The sequence below is a fragment of the Streptomyces sp. NPDC104381 genome, assembly GCF_055583745.1.
On record NZ_JBVJNK010000005.1, the window covers coordinates 171,985 to 190,215 of the forward strand.

At 70.4% G+C, this 18,231-nt stretch carries 11 protein-coding genes, 1 pseudogene and 2 riboswitches; of the genes and pseudogenes, 7 read left to right on the plus strand and 5 right to left on the minus strand.

What is annotated here, in order from left to right:
* Positions 1–166: 166 nt before the first annotated feature.
* Together ACZ607_RS18540 and ACZ607_RS18545 are read right to left on the minus strand one after the other, a co-directional pair.
* Positions 167–1,405 (minus strand): M15 family metallopeptidase, encoded by a 1,239-nt coding sequence (locus ACZ607_RS18540; protein ID WP_469735783.1) that lies wholly within the window; start codon positions 1,403–1,405, stop codon positions 167–169.
* 29 nt (positions 1,406–1,434) lie between these two features.
* A complete protein-coding gene (locus ACZ607_RS18545; protein WP_469735784.1) occupies positions 1,435–2,907 on the minus strand; it encodes an NUDIX domain-containing protein in 1,473 nt (490 codons plus the stop codon).
* 580 nt (positions 2,908–3,487) lie between these two features.
* Positions 3,488–3,611, plus strand: a riboswitch (cobalamin riboswitch).
* A 59-nt stretch (positions 3,612–3,670) separates the two neighbouring features.
* On the opposite strand from ACZ607_RS18545, the gene ACZ607_RS18550 reads away from it, so the two are divergent.
* A complete protein-coding gene (locus ACZ607_RS18550) occupies positions 3,671–4,078 on the plus strand; it encodes a (2Fe-2S) ferredoxin domain-containing protein (protein ID WP_469735786.1) in 408 nt (135 codons plus the stop codon).
* 263 nt (positions 4,079–4,341) lie between these two features.
* Positions 4,342–5,025: a (2Fe-2S)-binding protein gene (locus tag ACZ607_RS18555; protein WP_469735788.1), complete on the plus strand. Its 684-nt coding sequence runs from the start codon at positions 4,342–4,344 to the stop codon at positions 5,023–5,025.
* A gap of 129 nt (positions 5,026–5,154) precedes the next feature.
* On the opposite strand, the gene ACZ607_RS18560 is transcribed toward ACZ607_RS18555, so the two are convergent.
* Positions 5,155–6,567 (minus strand): hypothetical protein, encoded by a 1,413-nt coding sequence (locus ACZ607_RS18560; protein WP_469735789.1) that lies wholly within the window; start codon positions 6,565–6,567, stop codon positions 5,155–5,157.
* Positions 6,568–6,692: 125 nt separating this feature from the next.
* Positions 6,693–6,768, minus strand: a riboswitch (cobalamin riboswitch).
* Positions 6,769–7,115: 347 nt separating this feature from the next.
* Between ACZ607_RS18560 and ACZ607_RS18565 the strand changes: the two genes are divergently transcribed.
* From ACZ607_RS18565 to ACZ607_RS18585, 5 genes are read left to right on the plus strand one after another with little or no spacing between them, the layout of a single operon-like run.
* On the plus strand, positions 7,116–9,869 hold the full coding sequence (locus ACZ607_RS18565) for a prenyltransferase/squalene oxidase repeat-containing protein (RefSeq protein WP_469735791.1): 2,754 nt from the start codon (positions 7,116–7,118) through the stop codon (positions 9,867–9,869).
* The gene (locus ACZ607_RS18570) at positions 9,866–10,789 is read left to right on the plus strand and encodes a hypothetical protein (RefSeq protein ID WP_469735793.1); all 924 of its coding nucleotides are present in this window, start codon (positions 9,866–9,868) and stop codon (positions 10,787–10,789) included. Before ACZ607_RS18565 ends, ACZ607_RS18570 begins: the two co-directional genes overlap by 4 nt.
* 4 nt (positions 10,790–10,793) lie before the next feature.
* The gene (locus ACZ607_RS18575) at positions 10,794–11,981 is read left to right on the plus strand and encodes an energy-coupling factor transporter transmembrane component T (protein WP_469735795.1); all 1,188 of its coding nucleotides are present in this window, start codon (positions 10,794–10,796) and stop codon (positions 11,979–11,981) included.
* The gene (locus ACZ607_RS18580; protein WP_469735797.1) at positions 11,978–13,633 is read left to right on the plus strand and encodes an ABC transporter ATP-binding protein; all 1,656 of its coding nucleotides are present in this window, start codon (positions 11,978–11,980) and stop codon (positions 13,631–13,633) included. The genes ACZ607_RS18575 and ACZ607_RS18580 overlap by 4 nt, the downstream gene beginning before the upstream one ends.
* Positions 13,630–14,454, plus strand: a complete 825-nt coding sequence (locus ACZ607_RS18585; RefSeq protein ID WP_469735799.1) for an ECF transporter S component family protein — start codon at positions 13,630–13,632, stop codon at positions 14,452–14,454. The genes ACZ607_RS18580 and ACZ607_RS18585 overlap by 4 nt, the downstream gene beginning before the upstream one ends.
* 1,056 nt (positions 14,455–15,510) lie before the next feature.
* On the opposite strand, the pseudogene ACZ607_RS18590 reads toward ACZ607_RS18585, so the two are convergent.
* Positions 15,511–16,110: pseudogene (locus tag ACZ607_RS18590) on the minus strand (toll/interleukin-1 receptor domain-containing protein); the annotation flags it as partial.
* 46 nt (positions 16,111–16,156) lie between these two features.
* Positions 16,157–18,202: a phosphocholine-specific phospholipase C gene (locus tag ACZ607_RS18595; RefSeq protein WP_469735801.1), complete on the minus strand. Its 2,046-nt coding sequence runs from the start codon at positions 18,200–18,202 to the stop codon at positions 16,157–16,159.
* Positions 18,203–18,231: the final 29 nt, after the last annotated feature.

Here is an 18,231-nt window from a genome sequence, read left to right on the forward strand (position 1 = left end):
CAAGCCCATCAGGGGAAGTCACTGCCAGGGGTGGACCTCTTGCCGTAACGGGTCGCGAGCGCGCGGGAGTTCTTGAGCCGGTCGATGGTCCGCTCGGGGGAGTGGTGGCCGCGCTGCTGTGTCGAGTCCGGATCGGCGCGGCCGGCGAGGAGGTGGACAAGGCGGTCTAGGGCAGCCCGATCGGGCCGTACCGCGCCTGCGGCTCCTGCCGCATCAGCGCGTCGTACCTGTCCGCTACCGAGAAGTGCCAGAACTCCGTTCCGTAGTTCGTAAAGCCCGCGCCCTCCATGGCGTCGAGCAGCAGAGCGCGGTGGTGGCGAGCGTGATCGCTCAGGTCGAGGGCGTGAGTGAAGCAGGCCCCCTCGCTCTCCTCGGGGGAGGCATTGACGCGGGTGCCGAGGTCGAGTTCGTGGCCGTCCTGGTCGACGAGGGTGACGTCCACGGCCGCGCCCGCCGAGTGGGGCGCGATCTCCGGCGGGGATACGTACCGGCTGGCGGCCTGGTACAGCTGCCCAGCGGTCCAGCCGGGCTGAGCGGCGGCCAGCTCGTCCCGGTACTCGGTGAAGTAGCGCTTCTGGAGGGCCGGCGGCCGGTAACCCTCGATGAACAACAGGTCGGTGCCGGCAGGCAGGAGCGAACGGGCGTGCTCCAGCCGGGGCAGGACGCCCTCGCGAACGTGGGCGAACGCGCCCGACGGATCCTGCTTGCGAGGATCGACACGGAAGCTGTGGTCGCGCACGTCGACGAGTGGCTCCCCGCACTCGCGCACCGGGATCGCGGCGACCCGCGGATCGGACATCAACACCGGACCGCTCGCCGATCCCCCCTGTGATGGCAGGCACTGCGGCGGTGAGATGGAGGAGGAGGCAGAGGCGAGCCCGGTCTCGCGCAGGATGCGCGCGACGGTGTCCCGCAGGGTGCTGTCGGCCGGGATCACGGTTTCCGGAGTGCCGGGCAGCAGATCCAGCTCGCGATACCAGGAGGTGAGGTGACTGTCGGTGACTTGCTCCAGGTACGCGGCATCCGCCTTCGACGCGTGCCGGACCAACGTCGCCTCCAGTGGCACGTCCAGGTAGTAGCAGCTGGAGACGCCGCGATGGTCACGTACCAGGGATGTGATCATGTGGCTGTAGCGGTCGGCGTACAGGATCCCTTCGAGTACGACGTGAAAGCCGGCGTTCAGGGCTTCGCGTGCGATCCGGCTCAGCAGGGCGATGTTGGCGCCGCGCGCGGTGTCGTGTTCCCTGAGCACGTTGCGGCGGATCACGTCCTGGCTCACGATCGCCACACCGCGGCCGCCGTGCTCTCGCAGGCCCTGGGCGACACTCGACTTGCCCGACGCCGAGTTGCCGCGGATCACGACGAGGCGGGTGTCCGGACGGCCTGCCGCCGGCGCGGCGCGCACGCGACGGGGTGAGCCGGTCGGTGTGGTGGTCATGCGGGCCAGCCCGTCTCGCTGTACAGCTCACCGTTCTGGATCTTGGCGATGGCCAGCCGGGTATAGGGCACGAGGTCATCGGGGAGGGCGGCAGGGTCCCAGAATCTCCACTGGGTGCACTTGTCCGGCTCGCGTAGCTCCGGCTCGCCGCTCCACTTCCGGGCGCGGAAGAACAGGCCCATGCGGGGTGGGTTCCTGGGCTTGCCGATGTGGTGGACGACGTGGACGAGCTCGACGTCCTGACGTTCGATGTGCAGGCCCGCTTCCTCCTGGGCCTCCCTGATCAGGCAGGCGATGGCGTTCTCCTGCTCGCAGTGGCCGGCCAGGGCGTGCCAGTTGGACGGTGCGAACGCGGAGTCGGGGTGGCGCAGCCCGAGCAGCACCGTACCGTCGGGCCGCTCCAGGTAGAGGTGGACGCCGATGATGTGGGGGACCGTGCCGCGCGGCGAAGCCGGGCGATCCTCGGGTCCGGGTCGGCTCCGCGCCGCCGGAAGGCTCGCGGCGTGGCGCCGTACAAGGTTGCTCGTGGTGTCCGAGATGCGCAGGCGGTGGAGGTCCGAGGGGGCGAACCAGGCAAGCATCACCCCTTCGTTCAGGCGGAGTTCGCGCGGGTCGCCGTTCCAGCGGCCGGCGTAGACGCTGATGGGCACGGTAGTGCCGGTGTCGTCGGAGGCGTACTCGATGCCGAACGGGGTCAGGTCGGGGATGCCGAGGCCGGCTTCCTCGGCCAGTTCGCGCCGCACGGTGTGTTCCAGGGTGGCGTCCTGGGGCTCTCGGCCACCGCCGAGCAGGGACCACACGCCCGGCTCCCAGATCCGGCCGGGGAAGTAGTCGCGCAGGTGGAGCAGGTACTCGCCGCGGTCGTTGTAGATCAGGGCGGAGGCGTTGGCCGTCTCCGGTCCGGCTTGGAGAGGGAGCTTGAGCAGCTTCTGGCGCAGGGAGGGGGAGGCCGCCATGTCCGCAGGTCGCCACTCGATGCCGCCGACCTCTTCTTCCTGCGGCACCACCGGCGTTCCGTCCGGGCTGAGCAGACGGAAGAGGAATCGGAAGTCGAAGTGCTGGTGGCCGGGTTCGCCTTTGCCTGGATGGGCGTCGATGTCGTGGATATCGATGTCGAACGGCACACGTTCGTGATCGGGCCACGGCGTGACGGCCTGGGGAGGGATCCCGGTCTCCTCGTGCAGCTCTCGCAGCGCTGCCGCTGCCAGGGAATCGTCGGCGGGCTCGGTGTGTCCGCCGGGGGTGAGGATCTTCCCGCTCGCCAGGTGCAGCACGTGCAGGACGCGGCCGAGCGGATCGACGACGATCGCGCCGCAGGTGACGTGTCCGGTGAAGGTGGAGCGGCCGGCGATGTCGTCGCCGGTCCGGTCCAGGGCGTCCAGGAGGCCGCCGAGCCGCTCGCGCTCATGAGGGTGGCGAGCGAGGTATGTCTCGACGGTGGTGCGGATGTGGTCGTGCGACAACGGCATGGGGCTACCTCGGAGGGGTGTGGAGCGGGATGAGTGGAGGCGGGTCGTTCGGGTCAGCTCACGGTGCATCCCCTCGAACACCGGCCTCCTGCGGTTCGTCGTCCGGCGTGGTCCCTCGCGGCGGTCGTGGCGGCTGGTCCCGCGTAATGGCCGAGGTCATCGTTCCCTCCTGGGGCGGTCACTGCGGCAGAGTCGTGAGGTCCAACGACACGGATGCGGTATCGAACACACGTCATTCGGTCGTCGTGGGAAGCCCGGTATCTCCTGCATCAGGGACCTTGCAGCGGTGGGATCCCTGGTCCGGCTTGGAGCGGCTCCGGACGGGACATGGCCGAAACGCCGACACCGCCGCGTGGCGTGGACAAACCGGCAGCTTCTCCCGGCCGTATCGGCCCGGACGCTGACCGCGCCCGGATGGCGAGGGACGAGCGGGTGAGGGCTCCCGGTCGTGAAGGAGGCGGGTCACCTTCGGACGTCTGTGGTCAGGGCCACCGGCTCCGGGCCCGATGCTACGGGCCCGGCCACGGCCACGGGTGTCCGGCGGATGCGATGATGGCCGGTGACAGGGCGACGGCGGTCCGAGGAAGCCGGTGAGAATCCGGCGCGGTCCCGCCACTGTGATCGGCGAGCGGATCCCGGCAACTCCACTGCCCCACGCGGGTGGGAAGGACGGGGCGAGCGTTGACCCGAGAGCCAGGAGACTCACGCGGTCGCCTCCTCGATGGATGCCGGGGCGGATTTCCCCGGAGAGAGGCCGTTCAGCATGCCTGAAGAGCTTGATGAAGGACCCCTGGACGACGTAGTGGGGGCAGGGAGGGCAGCCGCCCCGGTGCCCTGCCGGATCGTCGTCTGCCGCGATTGTTGCTGCGGGACCGCCAAGGTGAGTGGAATCGATCACGCGGCGCAGACCGCGCGTCTACGCTCGGAGGCACCCGTACGCGTCTCTGCCTGTCTCGACGTGTGCGACCAGGCCAACGTCGTCGTGGTGCAGCCTTCCGCCGCCGGCCGGGCAGCCGGCGGCAGGCCGGTATGGCTGGGGCTGGTCAACGATCCCCGAGCGACAGAGGACATAGCGGCCTGGGTACGCGCCGGTGGTCCGGGCATCGCTCCGAAGCCCGAGATACTCGACCTGTACGCCTGCATGCCGCCTCAGCGCCGCGCGGTCTCCTAGGGCCTCTCGTTTGGATCATGCCGGGCTCGCGGGGTCTGGCACGCACATCTGCGGCGTTGTCGTCAGTCGGCAACGCTCCGCGTTGACTCCCTCCTCCGCCTTGCAGCTGCACGCACCAGACCCCGCTCCCTGATCCGGCCTGATCCAAACGAAAGACCCTAGGGCGTCACTCCCCTCGGTATGCACCCGTCCAGTCCACTTTCGCCACGGGCACTGCTCCTGTGCCCTTCCCCGAGACGGCATCGCGCAGGGAGGCCGGCCCCATGAAGGAACCTGTTCGAGCACCCGGGCCCGCTGTGGCAGTGGCTCTGGACGACGTGGCGGCCATCGGCGGCTTCTTCGCGCTGCGGGTCGGAGGGTGCGACAAGGGCTGGCGTCCTGTGGACCACTTCTACGGCCGCGGCTTCACCGACCTGGCCACCGCCGTATCCGACCGATACCGCACCACCGAGGTGCGCGTCGGGGTCTCCATCGCGCACCTCGGATACGCCGCCCGCCTCTGGTCCCCGGTGCTCGCCTGCGTGCTGCTTCATGGAATCGTGCCGGACCTGCGCGCCTTGCAGCGCGCCGAGGACGGTTCGGAGCTCAGGCTGCCCGAGCCCGCCGGCTGGTACGCCGAGTCGCTGTCCGACAGGGCGGGGAGTCTGTACGTCGAGGTGATGCACCACCTCGACGCTCTGCGCTCCGGCCTGCACGTCAAGGTCGCCCCACGCCTGCTCGACGGGAACGCCGCGTCCGCACTGGCCGGTTCCGGCGGAGTGCTGCTCTCGGCCCACCCGCATCTGCGTGCCCCGCTCGGCGAACTCGTGACCGACCTGCTCGGCATGGGACGGCTCGCGGGTACGGGGCACGTGGGACCGGACCTTTCCTTCCGCCGTCGGAGCTGCTGCCTGTACTACCGCACCCCGATCGGCACGAAGTGCGGGGATTGCTGTTTCGCAGGCTGAAACCCGACTGCTCCACCGGCAACCCTGACGACGGCCGTCCGATGGCCGACCCGCGGTGCGGCCCCGGTTCAAGCTCCCGGGCTCGGAGCACTCGGACGGCCCGTCAATCAGCGCGTCGATCCATGGAGGTCAGGCACCCCAGCGCAGGGCGACGGTGTCGCCCGCGTTGATCACCTTGCCGCGGGTGGCTCCGGTGAAGGCCGACCCGTCGACGCTGACCTTCCAGGTGTTCGAGCCGCTGTTGGCCTTGCCGTTGAGAGCGGAGATCGTGCCCGTTCCGGTGGTGGGGGACACGCTGCTCACGCAGCCGGTCGGGGTGGCCGCGGTCGTGGCCGAATCGAGGACGGCGCCCAGGGTGGTCGTGGCGCCGGTGGGGGCGAATGCGACCGAGCAGACCTTCAGGCTGCCCGCGCCGTCGTCCACCGTGACCGCCAGCTCGGTGGCGGTGCCGGCGGTGAAGGTGTTCTGGGCGACCCAGCGCGGTGCCCCACCGGTCGAGGGGTTCGGGGGAGTCGCGGTGAAGCCGCCCCCGGCGACCGCGCGCAGGCCGTCGATCGACGCGTAGGCGGACGGGGTGGTGTCGCCGGGCAGGTACTTGAAGCCGCCGCCGGGGTTGAACTGCTGGGCGATGAGGAAGTCGACGGGTGTCTTGCCCGCCGAGGTGAGGAAGTCGCCCGTCTGCGGGTTGATACCGCAGGCGTTCAGGCCGGACACGGCCCAGCCGTTGGAATCGGTGTTCACGCCGAACATGGCGTTGAACGCGCCGCTGGTCGGTACCAGCTTGCTCTTGAGGAACGCCTTGGCCTGGGTGATGTCGGTATCGGTGTTCGGAACACCGGAGACGCAGAGCGCGGCCATCGCGGCACCCGTCATGTCGACGTCGCTGGTTGCGGCGAGCTGAGCCGGGTCGCCCTCCGCCTTGCTGTAGTTCCAGCCGCCGTCGTCGTGCTGGTTGGCGCGGATCCGGGTGATCAGTGAGTCGCGTAGGGATTGCGGAATCCGCTCTCCCCCCGCCTGGGTCTTCGCGCCGCCCAGGGAGAGCGCGGCGAAGACGGTCCCGTTGAAGTTCGCCGAGGGGCCGAAGTAGCCGGGCTCGGCCGTCTGCCAGTACCCGTAGATGTCGGCGATCAGGTTGCGGGACGCCGAGACACGGGCCGGATCAATGCCCGCCGCGTAGGCGTTGAGGGTGGCGCGTTCATGGTCGGTGACGACCGGTGTGGCCGAGGGCCAGGCCGCTGTCGCCAGCAGGGCGCGGTAGACGGATCTCGCGTTCTTCGTGGTGTCGCCGCCCGGTGTGACGTCGACGGCAGCGGTCCCGGCGGAGGCGAGCGCGCTGAACGCCCACTCGTTGGAGAGCCCGGCGCCGGCGTACGAACCGTCAGCGGCCTGGAGGGACTTGAGGTAGGCGACGCCGTTGGCCTTCGACGTGGCCATCTGGGCCGGCGTGGCGGTGGCCGCGGCCGGCAGGGCGCTCAAGCAGAGGGCCCCGAGGGAGACGGTTGCCGTGAACACGAGACGTGGGGAGATCAACGTACGGGGCATGGCGTGCTCCTGGGATGATGAGGGGCGCATCGACCAGGCCCGTTCTCCCGCCGAGGTGTTGGCAGCAGGGGGCAAGGCCGCCGCCCGAACGCGTGGACCGGCTTCCTGTGGTGCACCGCCGCCATGGGCATTCGGGCTCGGGACGGCCCTCTGCCGTCCCACACCGCTGCGCGTCAGCCCCGGGCTCTCACCGGGTTCCCCCATGTGGCAGCCCAGGACGCTACCTCAGGAGTTCCGGTCCTGCCAGCAGTCCCGTACGACGCCCGCTGTGCGCTGCGTTACAACGTCTTGACGCCATGTGAACCCGCGTGCTCCAATCCGGCTGTCAAACACTGAGTTCCAGGGGAAGCCGGTCGAAATCCGGCGCTGACCCGCAACCGTAGGCCCGGCATCCGCCGGGCGAGCCGGATTACCTGGGGCCTGATCTGCAGCGAGAAACGCCGTCGCGGACTACGGCGTGGTCGACCGGCTCCACCCGTGACGATCCCCGGGGTGAGGGCTCATCAGCCACGTTCACGTCCCCACGGAGACCGAGCGAGGGGGCCGCGGTGGGGACCGCACAGCAGCGAAGAGACCGGCAGGCGCGTGCCAGAGCGCTCCTGACCCTGATATCCGTGACATCCCTGTTGCTTGCCATGTGCGTGGCACTCGTCACCGTCACGCCGGCCTCCGCCGACCCCGTCGGGGACTGCACGGCCACCAAGGGGGCAATCGTCGCCGTCGACTTCGGTCCCTTCGGCGGCAAGATCGAGCGCGGCTGCGACACGACGCCGACGACCGGTTACGAACTCCTCCACGAGGCGGGGTTCACCACCGAGGGCACCCAGCACGACGGACCGGCCTTCATCTGCCGCATCGGTCTCGGCTCCGGCACGCAGTACCCCACGCAGGACAGGGAATCCTGCGTGCTCACCCCGCCGGCGACGGCCTACTGGTCCTACTGGCTCGCCGCGCCGGGCCGGAACACGTGGACGTACAGCCAGTACGGCGCCATGGACCGCAAGCCCAAGGACGGTGACGTCGACGCCTGGGTGTTCGGCGGCACGGACATCGGCGGGACCACGGGCAAGCCGACCTTCACCCCCGACGAGGTACGCGCGGGCGGCGGCACCGAGACCCCGGGCCCCGGGAACACGCCCACGGTCCCGCCCGGGGAGATCGATGTGGCAGCCGCGGCCGCCTGGGTCGGCAGCGCACTCGAGGACGGCGAACGCGTCGTCGACGAAGGTGCCGACACGCCCAACTACCTGTTGACCACCGAGGCGGCCTACGCACTCGCCGCCGCGGGCGGCGACAGCGCCACCCTCGACAAGGTCACCGCCTTCCTCGCCGCTCACACCACGGACTACGCCTTCCCGGCGGGGACGGACCAGGCACCCGACGTGACGGCGGCCGCCCGGCTCGCGCTCGCGGCCGAAGTCACGGAGGCCGACCCCCGGGACTCCGGCGGCCACGATCTGATAGCCGGCCTCCTGGGCAACGTCTGCGCCGCGGGTCCCGACGCGGGTCAACCGACTCCGGGGTGCACCGCCAAGGGCGACTTCCGTAACGCCGCCTACGGAGACGGTCAGGCGCTGGCCGTGCTCGCCCTGCTTCGCGCCGGTGTCGTACCCCCGTCGGAGACGGTGGAGCGGCTGACCCAGCTGCAGTGCGACGACGGCGGGGTCACCAGCATCCTGATCCGTCCCGGCGAGAACTGCGACGGCGACCCCGCCACCACCGGACTCGTGGCCCTCGTCCTGCACGAGGCGGGCGGGCAGGAAGCGGCTGTGGCCAAGGCCCGGACGTACCTGAACAAGGCTCAGGGCGAGAACGGATCGTTCCCCGGATACACCGGCGCCCCCACCGGAAGCATCCATGCCACCGCGTACGCCGCACAGGCGCTCCGCACTCTCGGCGACACCGCGCACGCCGATGCGGCGGTCTCCTGGCTTTCCCGAGAGCAACGGGAAGGGGGCGGCTTCGGCGTCGAGGAAGGTGCCACCGATCCGGCCCTCTACGCGACGGGGCCCGCTGTCCTCGCCGGGGCGGGCACCAACCTCGCCCGACTGACCACGAAGAAGCCGGACGCGACCGACCCGCCGACGACGGCGGCCCCCACGGACGATCCCACCCCGCCCGCTGGTGAAGGCCCCGACCTGAAGAAGGGCGTCGCCTACCTCACCAACGGCGCCAATCTGAAGCAGGGGCAGTACTACACGGCAGGTCCTGGCTCCGCCCGCGCGGACTTCGGACTCACCATCGACGGCGCCTACGCACTCGCCTCCACCGGCCTGAACAACGACAAACTCCGAGGCGTCGTCGACTTCCTCGACAAGGGCGGCAAGGACGGTGACGGCAGGACCCTCCAGGACTGGACGGGGACCGGAACCGAGTACGCGCTCGGCGGATCCATCGGCAAGGCCGCACTGCTCGCCGAGGTCGTGGGCCGGGACCCACGTGACTTCGGGGGCAAGGACTTGATCGCCGCTCTGGAGAAGTCCGTGTGCTCCGGACCGAGTGAGGCTCCGGACCGCAGCTGCGCTGCCAAGGGCGCCTACACGTACGCCCCGTCGGTGTTCGGCCAGTCCCTGGCGGTCATGGCCCAGTTGCGGGCCGACGAGAAGGCCGCGGCGCGCGAGCCGGTCACCTATCTGGAGAGCCTGCAGCACGACAGCGGTGCGTGGCCCAGCCTGATCCCCGCTACGGGCGACTCCGACGTCGACTCCACCGCCATCGCGGCGATGGCCCTGGATCTGGCCGGAGGCACGACGGCGGACAAGGCGGTCGACAAGGCTCTGATCTGGATCGCCGGCCAGCAGTTGCCCGACGGCGGTTTCCCCGGCGCGGCCGGCAACTCGGTCAACTCCGCGGCCCTCGCGGTCCAAGGGCTCTCGCTGGACGCGAAGCGGTACGCCTCGGAGATAGCCAAGGCCCGGAAATTCCTCGCGGGCCAGCAGAACACCGACGGCGGTTTCAACGTGGCCGCCGAAGGTCAGCGCGGATCCGATCTGCGGGCCTCCACCCAGGCGGTCAGCGGAACAACGGGCATCTCCTTCGGCACGTTGGAGCGCAGCCTGACCGGCACGACCCCGCAGCCCACGCCCAGCCTCGGCGCCTCCACCCCGACGATCATCACCCCGGGCGACACCGCCGGCGGCACAAGCGGCATCGTCGACGCCGATGGCTCCGGCGGGGGAGCGCTGGCCTCGACCGGCACGCAGGTCTGGGCACTCGCCGCCGTCGCAGCCCTGCTCGTCGCCGCGGGGTGGCGCACAGTCGTCGTGACGCGTCGCCGGGCCGCAGCAAGGGGACGGATATGAGGACCCCCTTCTGGCGCAGAGCCGTGCGGGCGGCGGCCGCGCTCCTGCTGTCGGCCGGCGTGCTGACGGCCACGGCGCCGCCCGTGGCAGCGGATCCGCAGGCCATGGGCCGGTGCACCACCACTTCCGGAGTCGTCCTCGCCGTCGACTTCAGCCACTGGGGCGGCCCCGTCTACCGCTCCTGCGGTTCCACACCCACGACCGGCTACGAACTCCTCAACCAGGGCGGCTGGCGGACCACCGGCACCGGACACGACGGACCGGCCTTCATCTGCCGCATCGGATACAGCGGCCACACGAACGGCAAGCAGTACCCGACGCCCCAGCAGGACGACTGCGTCCTGACGCCGCCGGCCTCCGCCTACTGGTCGTACTGGCACGCCGATCCCGGGGCGAACGACTGGGAGTACAGCCAGCTGGGCGCCATGCTCTACAAGCCGAAGCCCGGCAGTGTCGACCTGTGGATCTTCGGCGGCACCGACATCGGCGGCACCAAGGGGCGCCCCCAGATCACCCCGGACCAACTGCGCGCCCACAACACCCAGCCCGAGGGCGACGTGGGGAAGCCTGCCTCGACCGAGCGGGCGCCCGCGCTGCCACCCGGCACGGACACGGGTCCGAAGGCTCCCGAACGGACGACTCCCGCACCGTCGAAGTCGGCCTCCGCCTCGCCGAAGCCGTCGAACAGCCCGTCACCCGGTGCATCGGCCTCCGTGTCACCCAGCCCCAGCCCCTCCCCGAGCACCGTCGCCACTCCCGGGACGGAAACCCCGGGGTCCGGTACCGAGGTGGTCGATGCCGCCCCCGCGGCGGACGCCCGGCACGACGCCGGTTCCGTGCTGCCGGTGGTGATCGGCGGTGCGCTGATCGTGCTGGTCGGCGGAGCGGGCGTATACGCGGCCCGTCGCCGGCCGGAGTAGCCGGGTGTCACGGACCACTCCCACGGCGATCACGCCCGTGTCCGGAACCGCGCCGGACACGGGCGGCCGTCGGCTGCCCCGAACCCTGCATCCGGTCGCCTGGTGGATCTGGGCGCTGGCACTGGCCACGGCTGTCAGCCGCACCAACAACCCGCTGCTGCTGTTCCTCGTGCTCGCGGTCCTCGGATACGTCGTCACCGCACGCCGTACGGCGGCTCCTTGGGCGCGGGGCTTCACGTACTACCTCTACCTGGCGCTCACGGTCGTCGCGATCCGTGTCGTCTTCCGCGCGATCTTCGCCACCGGCGTCACCCCCCACGACCACTTCCTCTTCTCCCTGCCCCACCTACCGACGCCCGACTGGTACGCGGGTATCCAACTGGGCGGCCCGGTCTCGCTGGAGGCACTGCTCTCGGCTGCCACCGACGGCCTGCGTCTGGCCTGCATGCTCTGCTGCATCGGAGCCGCGAACACCCTCGCCAACCCCAAACGCGCCCTGCGTGTCCTGCCCGGTGCCCTGCACGAACTCGGCGTCGCCGTCACCGTCGCGATCAGCGTCGCCCCCCAGCTCGTCCAGAGCGTGCAGCGTGTCGCCCGCGCGCGCAGACTCCGCGCCGGTCGCAGCAAGGGTCTCAAGGCCCTGCGCGGAATCGTGGTGCCCGTCCTCGAGGATGCCCTCGAACGATCTCTGCGACTGGCGGCCGGGATGGACTCACGGGGCTACGGACGTGGGGGCACCGCCACCCCACGTTCCCGGCGTGTCACCGGCGCGCTCATGCTCCTGGGCATGTGCGGGCTCTGTGCCGGGGTCTACGGACTGCTCGACGCGACCACGCCCGCGTTCCTCGGCTTTCCGGCCATGGCGGCCGGCGCCGTCCTGTGTGTGGCCGGACTGCGCCTGGGGGGACGCAGGGTCACCCGTACCACCTACCGGCCGGACCCATGGTTGGTGCCGGAATGGGCCGTCGCCGGGGCAGGAGTGCTCTCCGCCGTGCTGCTCTTCAGCAACATGGGATACGACGCGGCAGAGCTGAACCCGTCCATCTACCCGCTGACCTGGCCCACCCTGCCACTGGTGCCGACCCTCGCGATCCTGCTCGCCGGAACCGCCGGCGTCCTCGCCCCGCCCCTCGCGCAGCCACGCCCGGCTGTCATCCCGAAGCCACGCGTCGAGAAAGCCGAAACCACGTGATCACCTTCGACCAGGTCACCGTCCAGTACGACGATGCGGCCCGACCCGCCCTCATCGAGGTCGACCTCACCGTCGAGGAGGGGGAGCTCTGTCTCGTCGTCGGTCACACCGGAGCCGGCAAGTCGACGCTTCTGGGGGCCGTCAACGGTCTGGTACCCCACTTCACCGGCGGAACCCTCTACGGCCGCGTCACCGTGGACGGCCGGGACACCGCCCACCATCCGCCCCGGGAGCTGGCCGATGCCGTCGGCGTGGTCGGGCAGGATCCCCTCGACGGCTTCGTGACCGACACGGTCGAGGAAGAACTCGCTTACACGATGGAGCAGTTGGCGATCCCTCCTGCGGTCATGCGTAAACGGGTCGAGGAGACCTTGGACCTGCTGGGCCTCGCCGACCTCCGCCACCGTGCGCTGCACGAGCTCTCGGGTGGCCAGCAACAGCGCGTGGCGATCGGAGCGGTCCTCACCGCGCATCCGCGCGTCCTCGTTCTCGACGAACCCACGTCCGCTCTGGATCCGACCGCCGCGGACGAGGTCCTGGCGGCCGTCACCCGGCTCGTCCACGACCTGGGTGTCACCGTCCTCATGGCCGAGCACCGCCTCGAACGCGTTGTCCAGTACGCCGACCGCGTGGTCCACCTGCCCGGCGACGGCCGCGTCGTGCACGGGCCTCCCGCCGAGATCCTCGCGACCTCCTCCATCGCCCCGCCGATCGTGGAACTCGCCCGTACCGCCGACTGGCACCCGCTGCCCCTGTCCATCCGTGACGCCCGCAGAGCGGCGGCACCGCTCCGCGCGAGGCTGGCCGGTGCGATTCCGGCCCAGGTACACCCGGCCCGCCCGGCAGACGGCCCCACACTGCTCACCGCGAACGGCATCACCGTCAGCTACCACGGCGTCCCCGCCGTCCGCGAGGTCGATCTCGATCTGCGCGGCGGTGAGATCACGGCACTGATGGGCCGCAACGGCTCAGGCAAATCCTCGCTGCTGTGGGCGTTGCAGGGTTCCGGCCCGCGCAGCGCCGGACGTGTGCGCGTCACGGGCGCCGGGACGGTGGCAGCGAACGATCCCCATGATCTGCCTGCGGCGCACGCTCGCCGGCTCGTCGGACTTGTCCCCCAGACCCCTGCCGACCTCCTCTACCTCGAGAGCGTCAAGCAGGAACTCGACCAGGCGGACAGCGAGTCGGCCGACGGGAGCGGAACCCCGTACGCGCGAGAGATCCTCGACCGGCTCGCCCCCGGTATCGCCGACGCAACCCATCCCCGGGATCTCTCCGAAGGCCAGAAACTCTCGCTCGTCCTCGCGATCCAGCTGGCCGCCGCCCCCCAGGTCGTCCTGCTCGACGAACCGACCCGGGGGCTCGACTACCGAGCCAAGGCAGCGCTGACGGAGATCGTCGCCGCCCTGGCCGAGGAACGCCGTACGGTCGTCATCTCCACACACGACGTCGAGTTCGTGGCACGCACCGCGGACAGGGTCGTCGTCATGGCCGAAGGTGACATCGTGGCGGACGGGCCGACCACCGAAGTCATCGTCGCCTCACCCGTCTTCGCGCCGCAGACCGCGAAGATTCTGGCACCCTTGCCCTTCCTCACCGTGGAACAGGCATCCACGGCGCTCGCAACGGCCGACGCCGAGGACCGGACATGAGCATCGACGCCGCGACCGCTGTCCGGCTCAGCGTCCGCGTCTCGCTCGTGATCGCGCTGGCGGCCTTCGTGGGGCTCGTGGCGTTCTTCTGGCCCTTCGTCGTCGCACCCGGAAAGTTCGGCTCGAACTACGCGCCGCCCCTCATCTTCGGAGTCCTTCTCGTCCTCGTGCTCTGCGTGGTGCTCTCCGAGATCGCGGAAGGAGGCATCAACTCCAAGGCCCTGGCCATGCTCGGCGTGCTCTCCGCCGTCAACGCGGCCCTGCGCCCTCTGGGTGCCGGGACCGCGGGCATCGAGACCGTCTTCTTCGTCCTCGTCCTGGCAGGGCGCGTCTACGGGCCCGGCTTCGGGTTCGTCCTCGGCTGCACCTCACTCTTCACGTCCGCGCTGATCACGGGTGGCGTCGGGCCGTGGATGCCGTACCAGATGTTCGGCTGCGCCTTCGTGGGCATGCTCGCCGGGTTCCTGCCCCGCGCGACCGGCCGCCGCGAGGTCCTGATGCTCGCCGTCTACGGATCGGTCTCGGGCTACCTCTTCGGCTTCCTGCTGAACCTGTCGTTCTGGCCGTTCTCGCTCGACCCCAACAGCTCCATCGCCTACCTTCCCGGCCTGCCGTTCACCGAGCAGTGGCACCGCTACCTGGCCTTCGACCTCGCGACCTCCCTCGGCTGGGACACCGGGCGGGCCGTCACCAACGCTGTCTGCGTCATGCTGGCCGGGCCCGCCGTACTCACCACATTCCGCCGAGCGGCCCGACGCGCCCGCTTCCAGGCACCGGTCCGCTTCGCCACGTCCCGTCCGGCACCACCGGACGGGACGTGAGCGAGTGATGTCAACCTCTGAACCGCCACTCCGGCCTCTACCCTCCGCCACCAGCCGCGTACGGGACGGGGAACTCAGCGTGTCGACTCGTGCCTCCAGCAGCGCGAGCCGTCGCGCCGCCTCCGTGTGGAACATCCGGCGCTGTCGCCGCTGGTACCGGTACGCGCACTCCATGGTCGTCCAGGCCAGCCCGAAGCCCACGGCGCCGGCGGCCACGGGGGCCGCGTACAGCCGTGCCCGGTCCCAGCCTTCGAGCCCGCCTCCGAGGGGCAGGGTCCAGGCGAGCGTGAGGGCGACGGTGAGCGCCAGCCACAGGACGTACCCGCTGAAGGCCCAGGGCTGCGCCTCACGGAGCCACCGCAACCGTCCGCGTTCCGCCGCTCGTCCCTGAGCCGCCACCGCTTCCGCCAGCTCTCCGAGCGCGAACCGTGCCCGGTCCCGCTGCTCCCGCCGGATCGGCGCGTTCCACCCTTGCGTACGTACGTCGAGCCGGGCGATCTCCCGCCGCACCACCGCCACCGGAGCCGTCGCGGGCATTGCCTCCGGCCAATGCACCCACCGTTCGCGGTCCTTCTTGAGGGAGCGCACGAAGCGGGCCGCCATCGGGCCGACGGCGACGCACGTGCCCAGCATCAGTACGACGGAGAACCCGGGACTCCGCCCCCACGCCTGGATCACGACGGCCGCTGCGAACAACAGGAGGAAGACCGGCACCGGATAGGTTGCCCGGAGGTAGTGCTCCTGTGTGGCCTCCTGCAAATCACGTTCCCACGCCTGGACGGAGCGGCGCAGGGGGCCGCAGGACAGCAGCACGGCGCCCAGGACGAGGCTCATCAGCCCGAGGGACGCGAGGGCCAGCAGCAGGGCGGCGGGGTCGTCGCCCGGTCCCGGGGCGGCCGTCGCGGCCCACGGCACGAGGACGCAGAGCGCGGCGGCGAGGAGGCCGGTGGCCCAGCCGAGCAGCCGGCCGAGCCGTCGGGGCGGCTGCTCCTCGGAGGGGATCGGTGCCCACTCCGGTGCCACCAGCGTCTCCAGCGTGGCGACCAGCTCCTCGACGGCCTCGTCCCATCCGTCCTCGGTGGCGCGATGCGCCTGTCGCAGGGAGAGGTCGCGGATCGACGTGGGAAGCAGCTCGGGCGGCGGCGGCTCCGCGGCGTCGAGGAGCAGGGGGATCACGGTCTTCCCGGCGGCGAGCGCCAGCTCGATCTCGTGCCGCACCCAGTCGCCCGCTCGGTCGAGGTATCGCTCGCCCGAGGGGTCCCGCGCTTCCAGCCAGCCCTCCGGGATGGTGACGAGCAGAACCTCGCTTTCGTGCACTCGACGTCTGAGGTCGTCCGGGTAGCGGTTGCCCGGCAGCATCGACGACGTGTCGAGGAAGACCTGCGCGTCGCCGAAGTGGCGGCCGAGCTGTTCACGCAGCCGGTGTACCGCAGGTGTGGCGCGCGCACTCCTGCGGTAGTTGATGAAGACGCCTCCCACGGCGGTGTCGCCCCTTCTCGTCCGTTCCTCATGGCCAGGGTGGTGGGGGCCGCTCCGAAGAGATCCGCCCGCCGAAGGCGAGGACGTCCATCGACCCGTGCCGGTTCTGTTCCACGGGGTCCGGGAGCCGGCCGCGCCCGACGTACCGGCCGATGAGATGGCCGCCCGGCTGTGCACGCCCGCGCCCCGAAAAGCGTGATTCAGCAGTCTGTTTTGAGGTGTGTCAGCCGCTGATGCTGGGCCGGCCGTTCTCCAGGTGGCCGACGAAGCGCTGTGACCAGGTGGCGTCCGAAGAAGCGGTGACGGTGTGGTCGTACCAGCCGGAGCCGTAGGTGAGGGCCGAGAAGTCGTCGGTGAGGGATTTGCCGGTCGGCACGGTGTATGTCCAGGGCCCGCCGGTGCGGTAGGCATTCGCCTGGATGGTGAACGTCGCGGCGGCTGCGGTGTTGTTGGTCAGTGTGAAACGGAGCTTGACGTCCCCGGAGACGGTGACGACGGAGGCGGCGACGAGAAGGTCCTTGCCGGCCTTGGTGGCGTTGCCCTTGAAGCGGCGCATGAACCGGTTGGGGCCGATGACGGTGAGGTCGTAGAGACCGTCGCCGAAGCCGGGACCGCAGTTGTAGAAGTCGGTGGCACTGCCGCCTGCGGTGACCGTGTACTGCCAGGGGCCTCCCGAGCGCTGAGCGCCGTTGGTGTAGGCGGCGAAGTGGCAGGTGGCTGTGCCACCGTTGGCCATCCTGATGTTGGCCTTGACGGACCCTCCGGAGGTGGTGAAGGCGGTCAGGTCGGCTGTGGGCTGGTAGGGCAACGCCCGTGCTTTGCGGGTACCTGCCTCCTGGGCGGGCAGTTCGTTGTCGACCGGTGCCGGATTGGGCAGGCCGCTGCACTGGCTGATGTCGACGGTGGTGGTGGTTGCCGGCAGGGCGGGCAGGCCGTAGACCGGGCTTGTGAAGCCGAACATGCTGGTGAGGTCGCCGCAGACCGCGCGTCTCCAGGCGCTGATGTGGGGGCAGGTGGCCGGTTTGCCGATCGCGGCCGTCCACTTCTCCAGGAAGCGCAGAACCGATGTGTGGTCACTGGTCTGGGAGTTGACGTATCCGCCACGGCTCCAGGGGGAGATCGCGATCAGCGGCACGCGGAAGCCGAGGCCGATGCTGGTCCCGTCGATGAACTCGTCAGCCGTGTCGGCAGGCGGGGCAGGAGGCGGCACGTGGTCGAAGAAGCCGTCGTTCTCGTCGTAGTTGAGGAAGAGAATGGTGGAGTTGAAGACGTCAGGGTCCGCGTTGAGGGCGTTGATGACCATGTGGACGAAGTGGGCGCCGTTGGCAGGTGTGGCCATGGGGTGTTCGGAGTAGTTCTGGTCGGGGACGATCCATGACACCTGTGGCAGTGTGCCCGCCCGTACGTCGGAGGTGAGGGCGTCGCAGATGTCGGCGGCGACATCGCCGGGCTCGGTGGTGCCACGGGGGACCGTGGACATGCCCCTGCTTCTCAAGGGGCTGCTGCTCGGCGCGGAGGTGAACTGCGCGAAGTAGGCGAGCCCGTTGTCGCTGTAGTTGTCCGTCGACTGGTAGACCTTCCAGCTGACGCCGGCCTTCTCCAACGCCTCGGCGTAGGTCTGCCAGGTCAGTCCGGACGCGCTGCCGCCGTCCTTGGACGACTTGCTGATCTTTCCGCTCCACAGATATGTGCGGTTCGGGCCGGTAGCGGTCAGGCCGGAGGCGTGGTAGGCGTCGCAGATGGTCCAGGTGTCGGCGAGGGCGTAGTGGAAGGGGATGTCGTCGCGAGTCAGGTAACCCAGGGAGCGCAGGCCCTTGGCGGAGACCCAGGCATCCATCCTGCCGTGATTCCAGGCCCCGTGCTGGCTCGTCCAGTCGTGGGCGAGGTCCCCGCTGCACTGGGCGAGGCGTTCGGGGTCGGAGCCGCCGGATGCCTTGGTCGCGCTGAGCTGCCAGGGGTAGTGGCGGCCGGCTCCGTTCGGCTGATCGAAGACGCTGTGGCCGCCCGCCATCTCGACGGTGCTGCGGTCGGAGAAGCCCCGGACGCCTTTGAGCAGCCCGAAGTAGTGGTCGAAGCTGCGGTTCTCCTGCATGAGGATCACGATGTGTTTCGCGTCCTTGAGCGTGCCGGTCGCGGCCGCCGCATCGGATGTGGCCGTCGGGGGCTCGGCGGCGGCCGCCCGGTCCGCCTGGGTCCTGCTCACCCCGGCGGCGGCTGCTGCCGCCGCCGCGGACAGGGCGATGAAACCGCGTCGGTTTGGTTTGGGCATGACACTCCTCGGGCTCTGAGGGGTAGGGG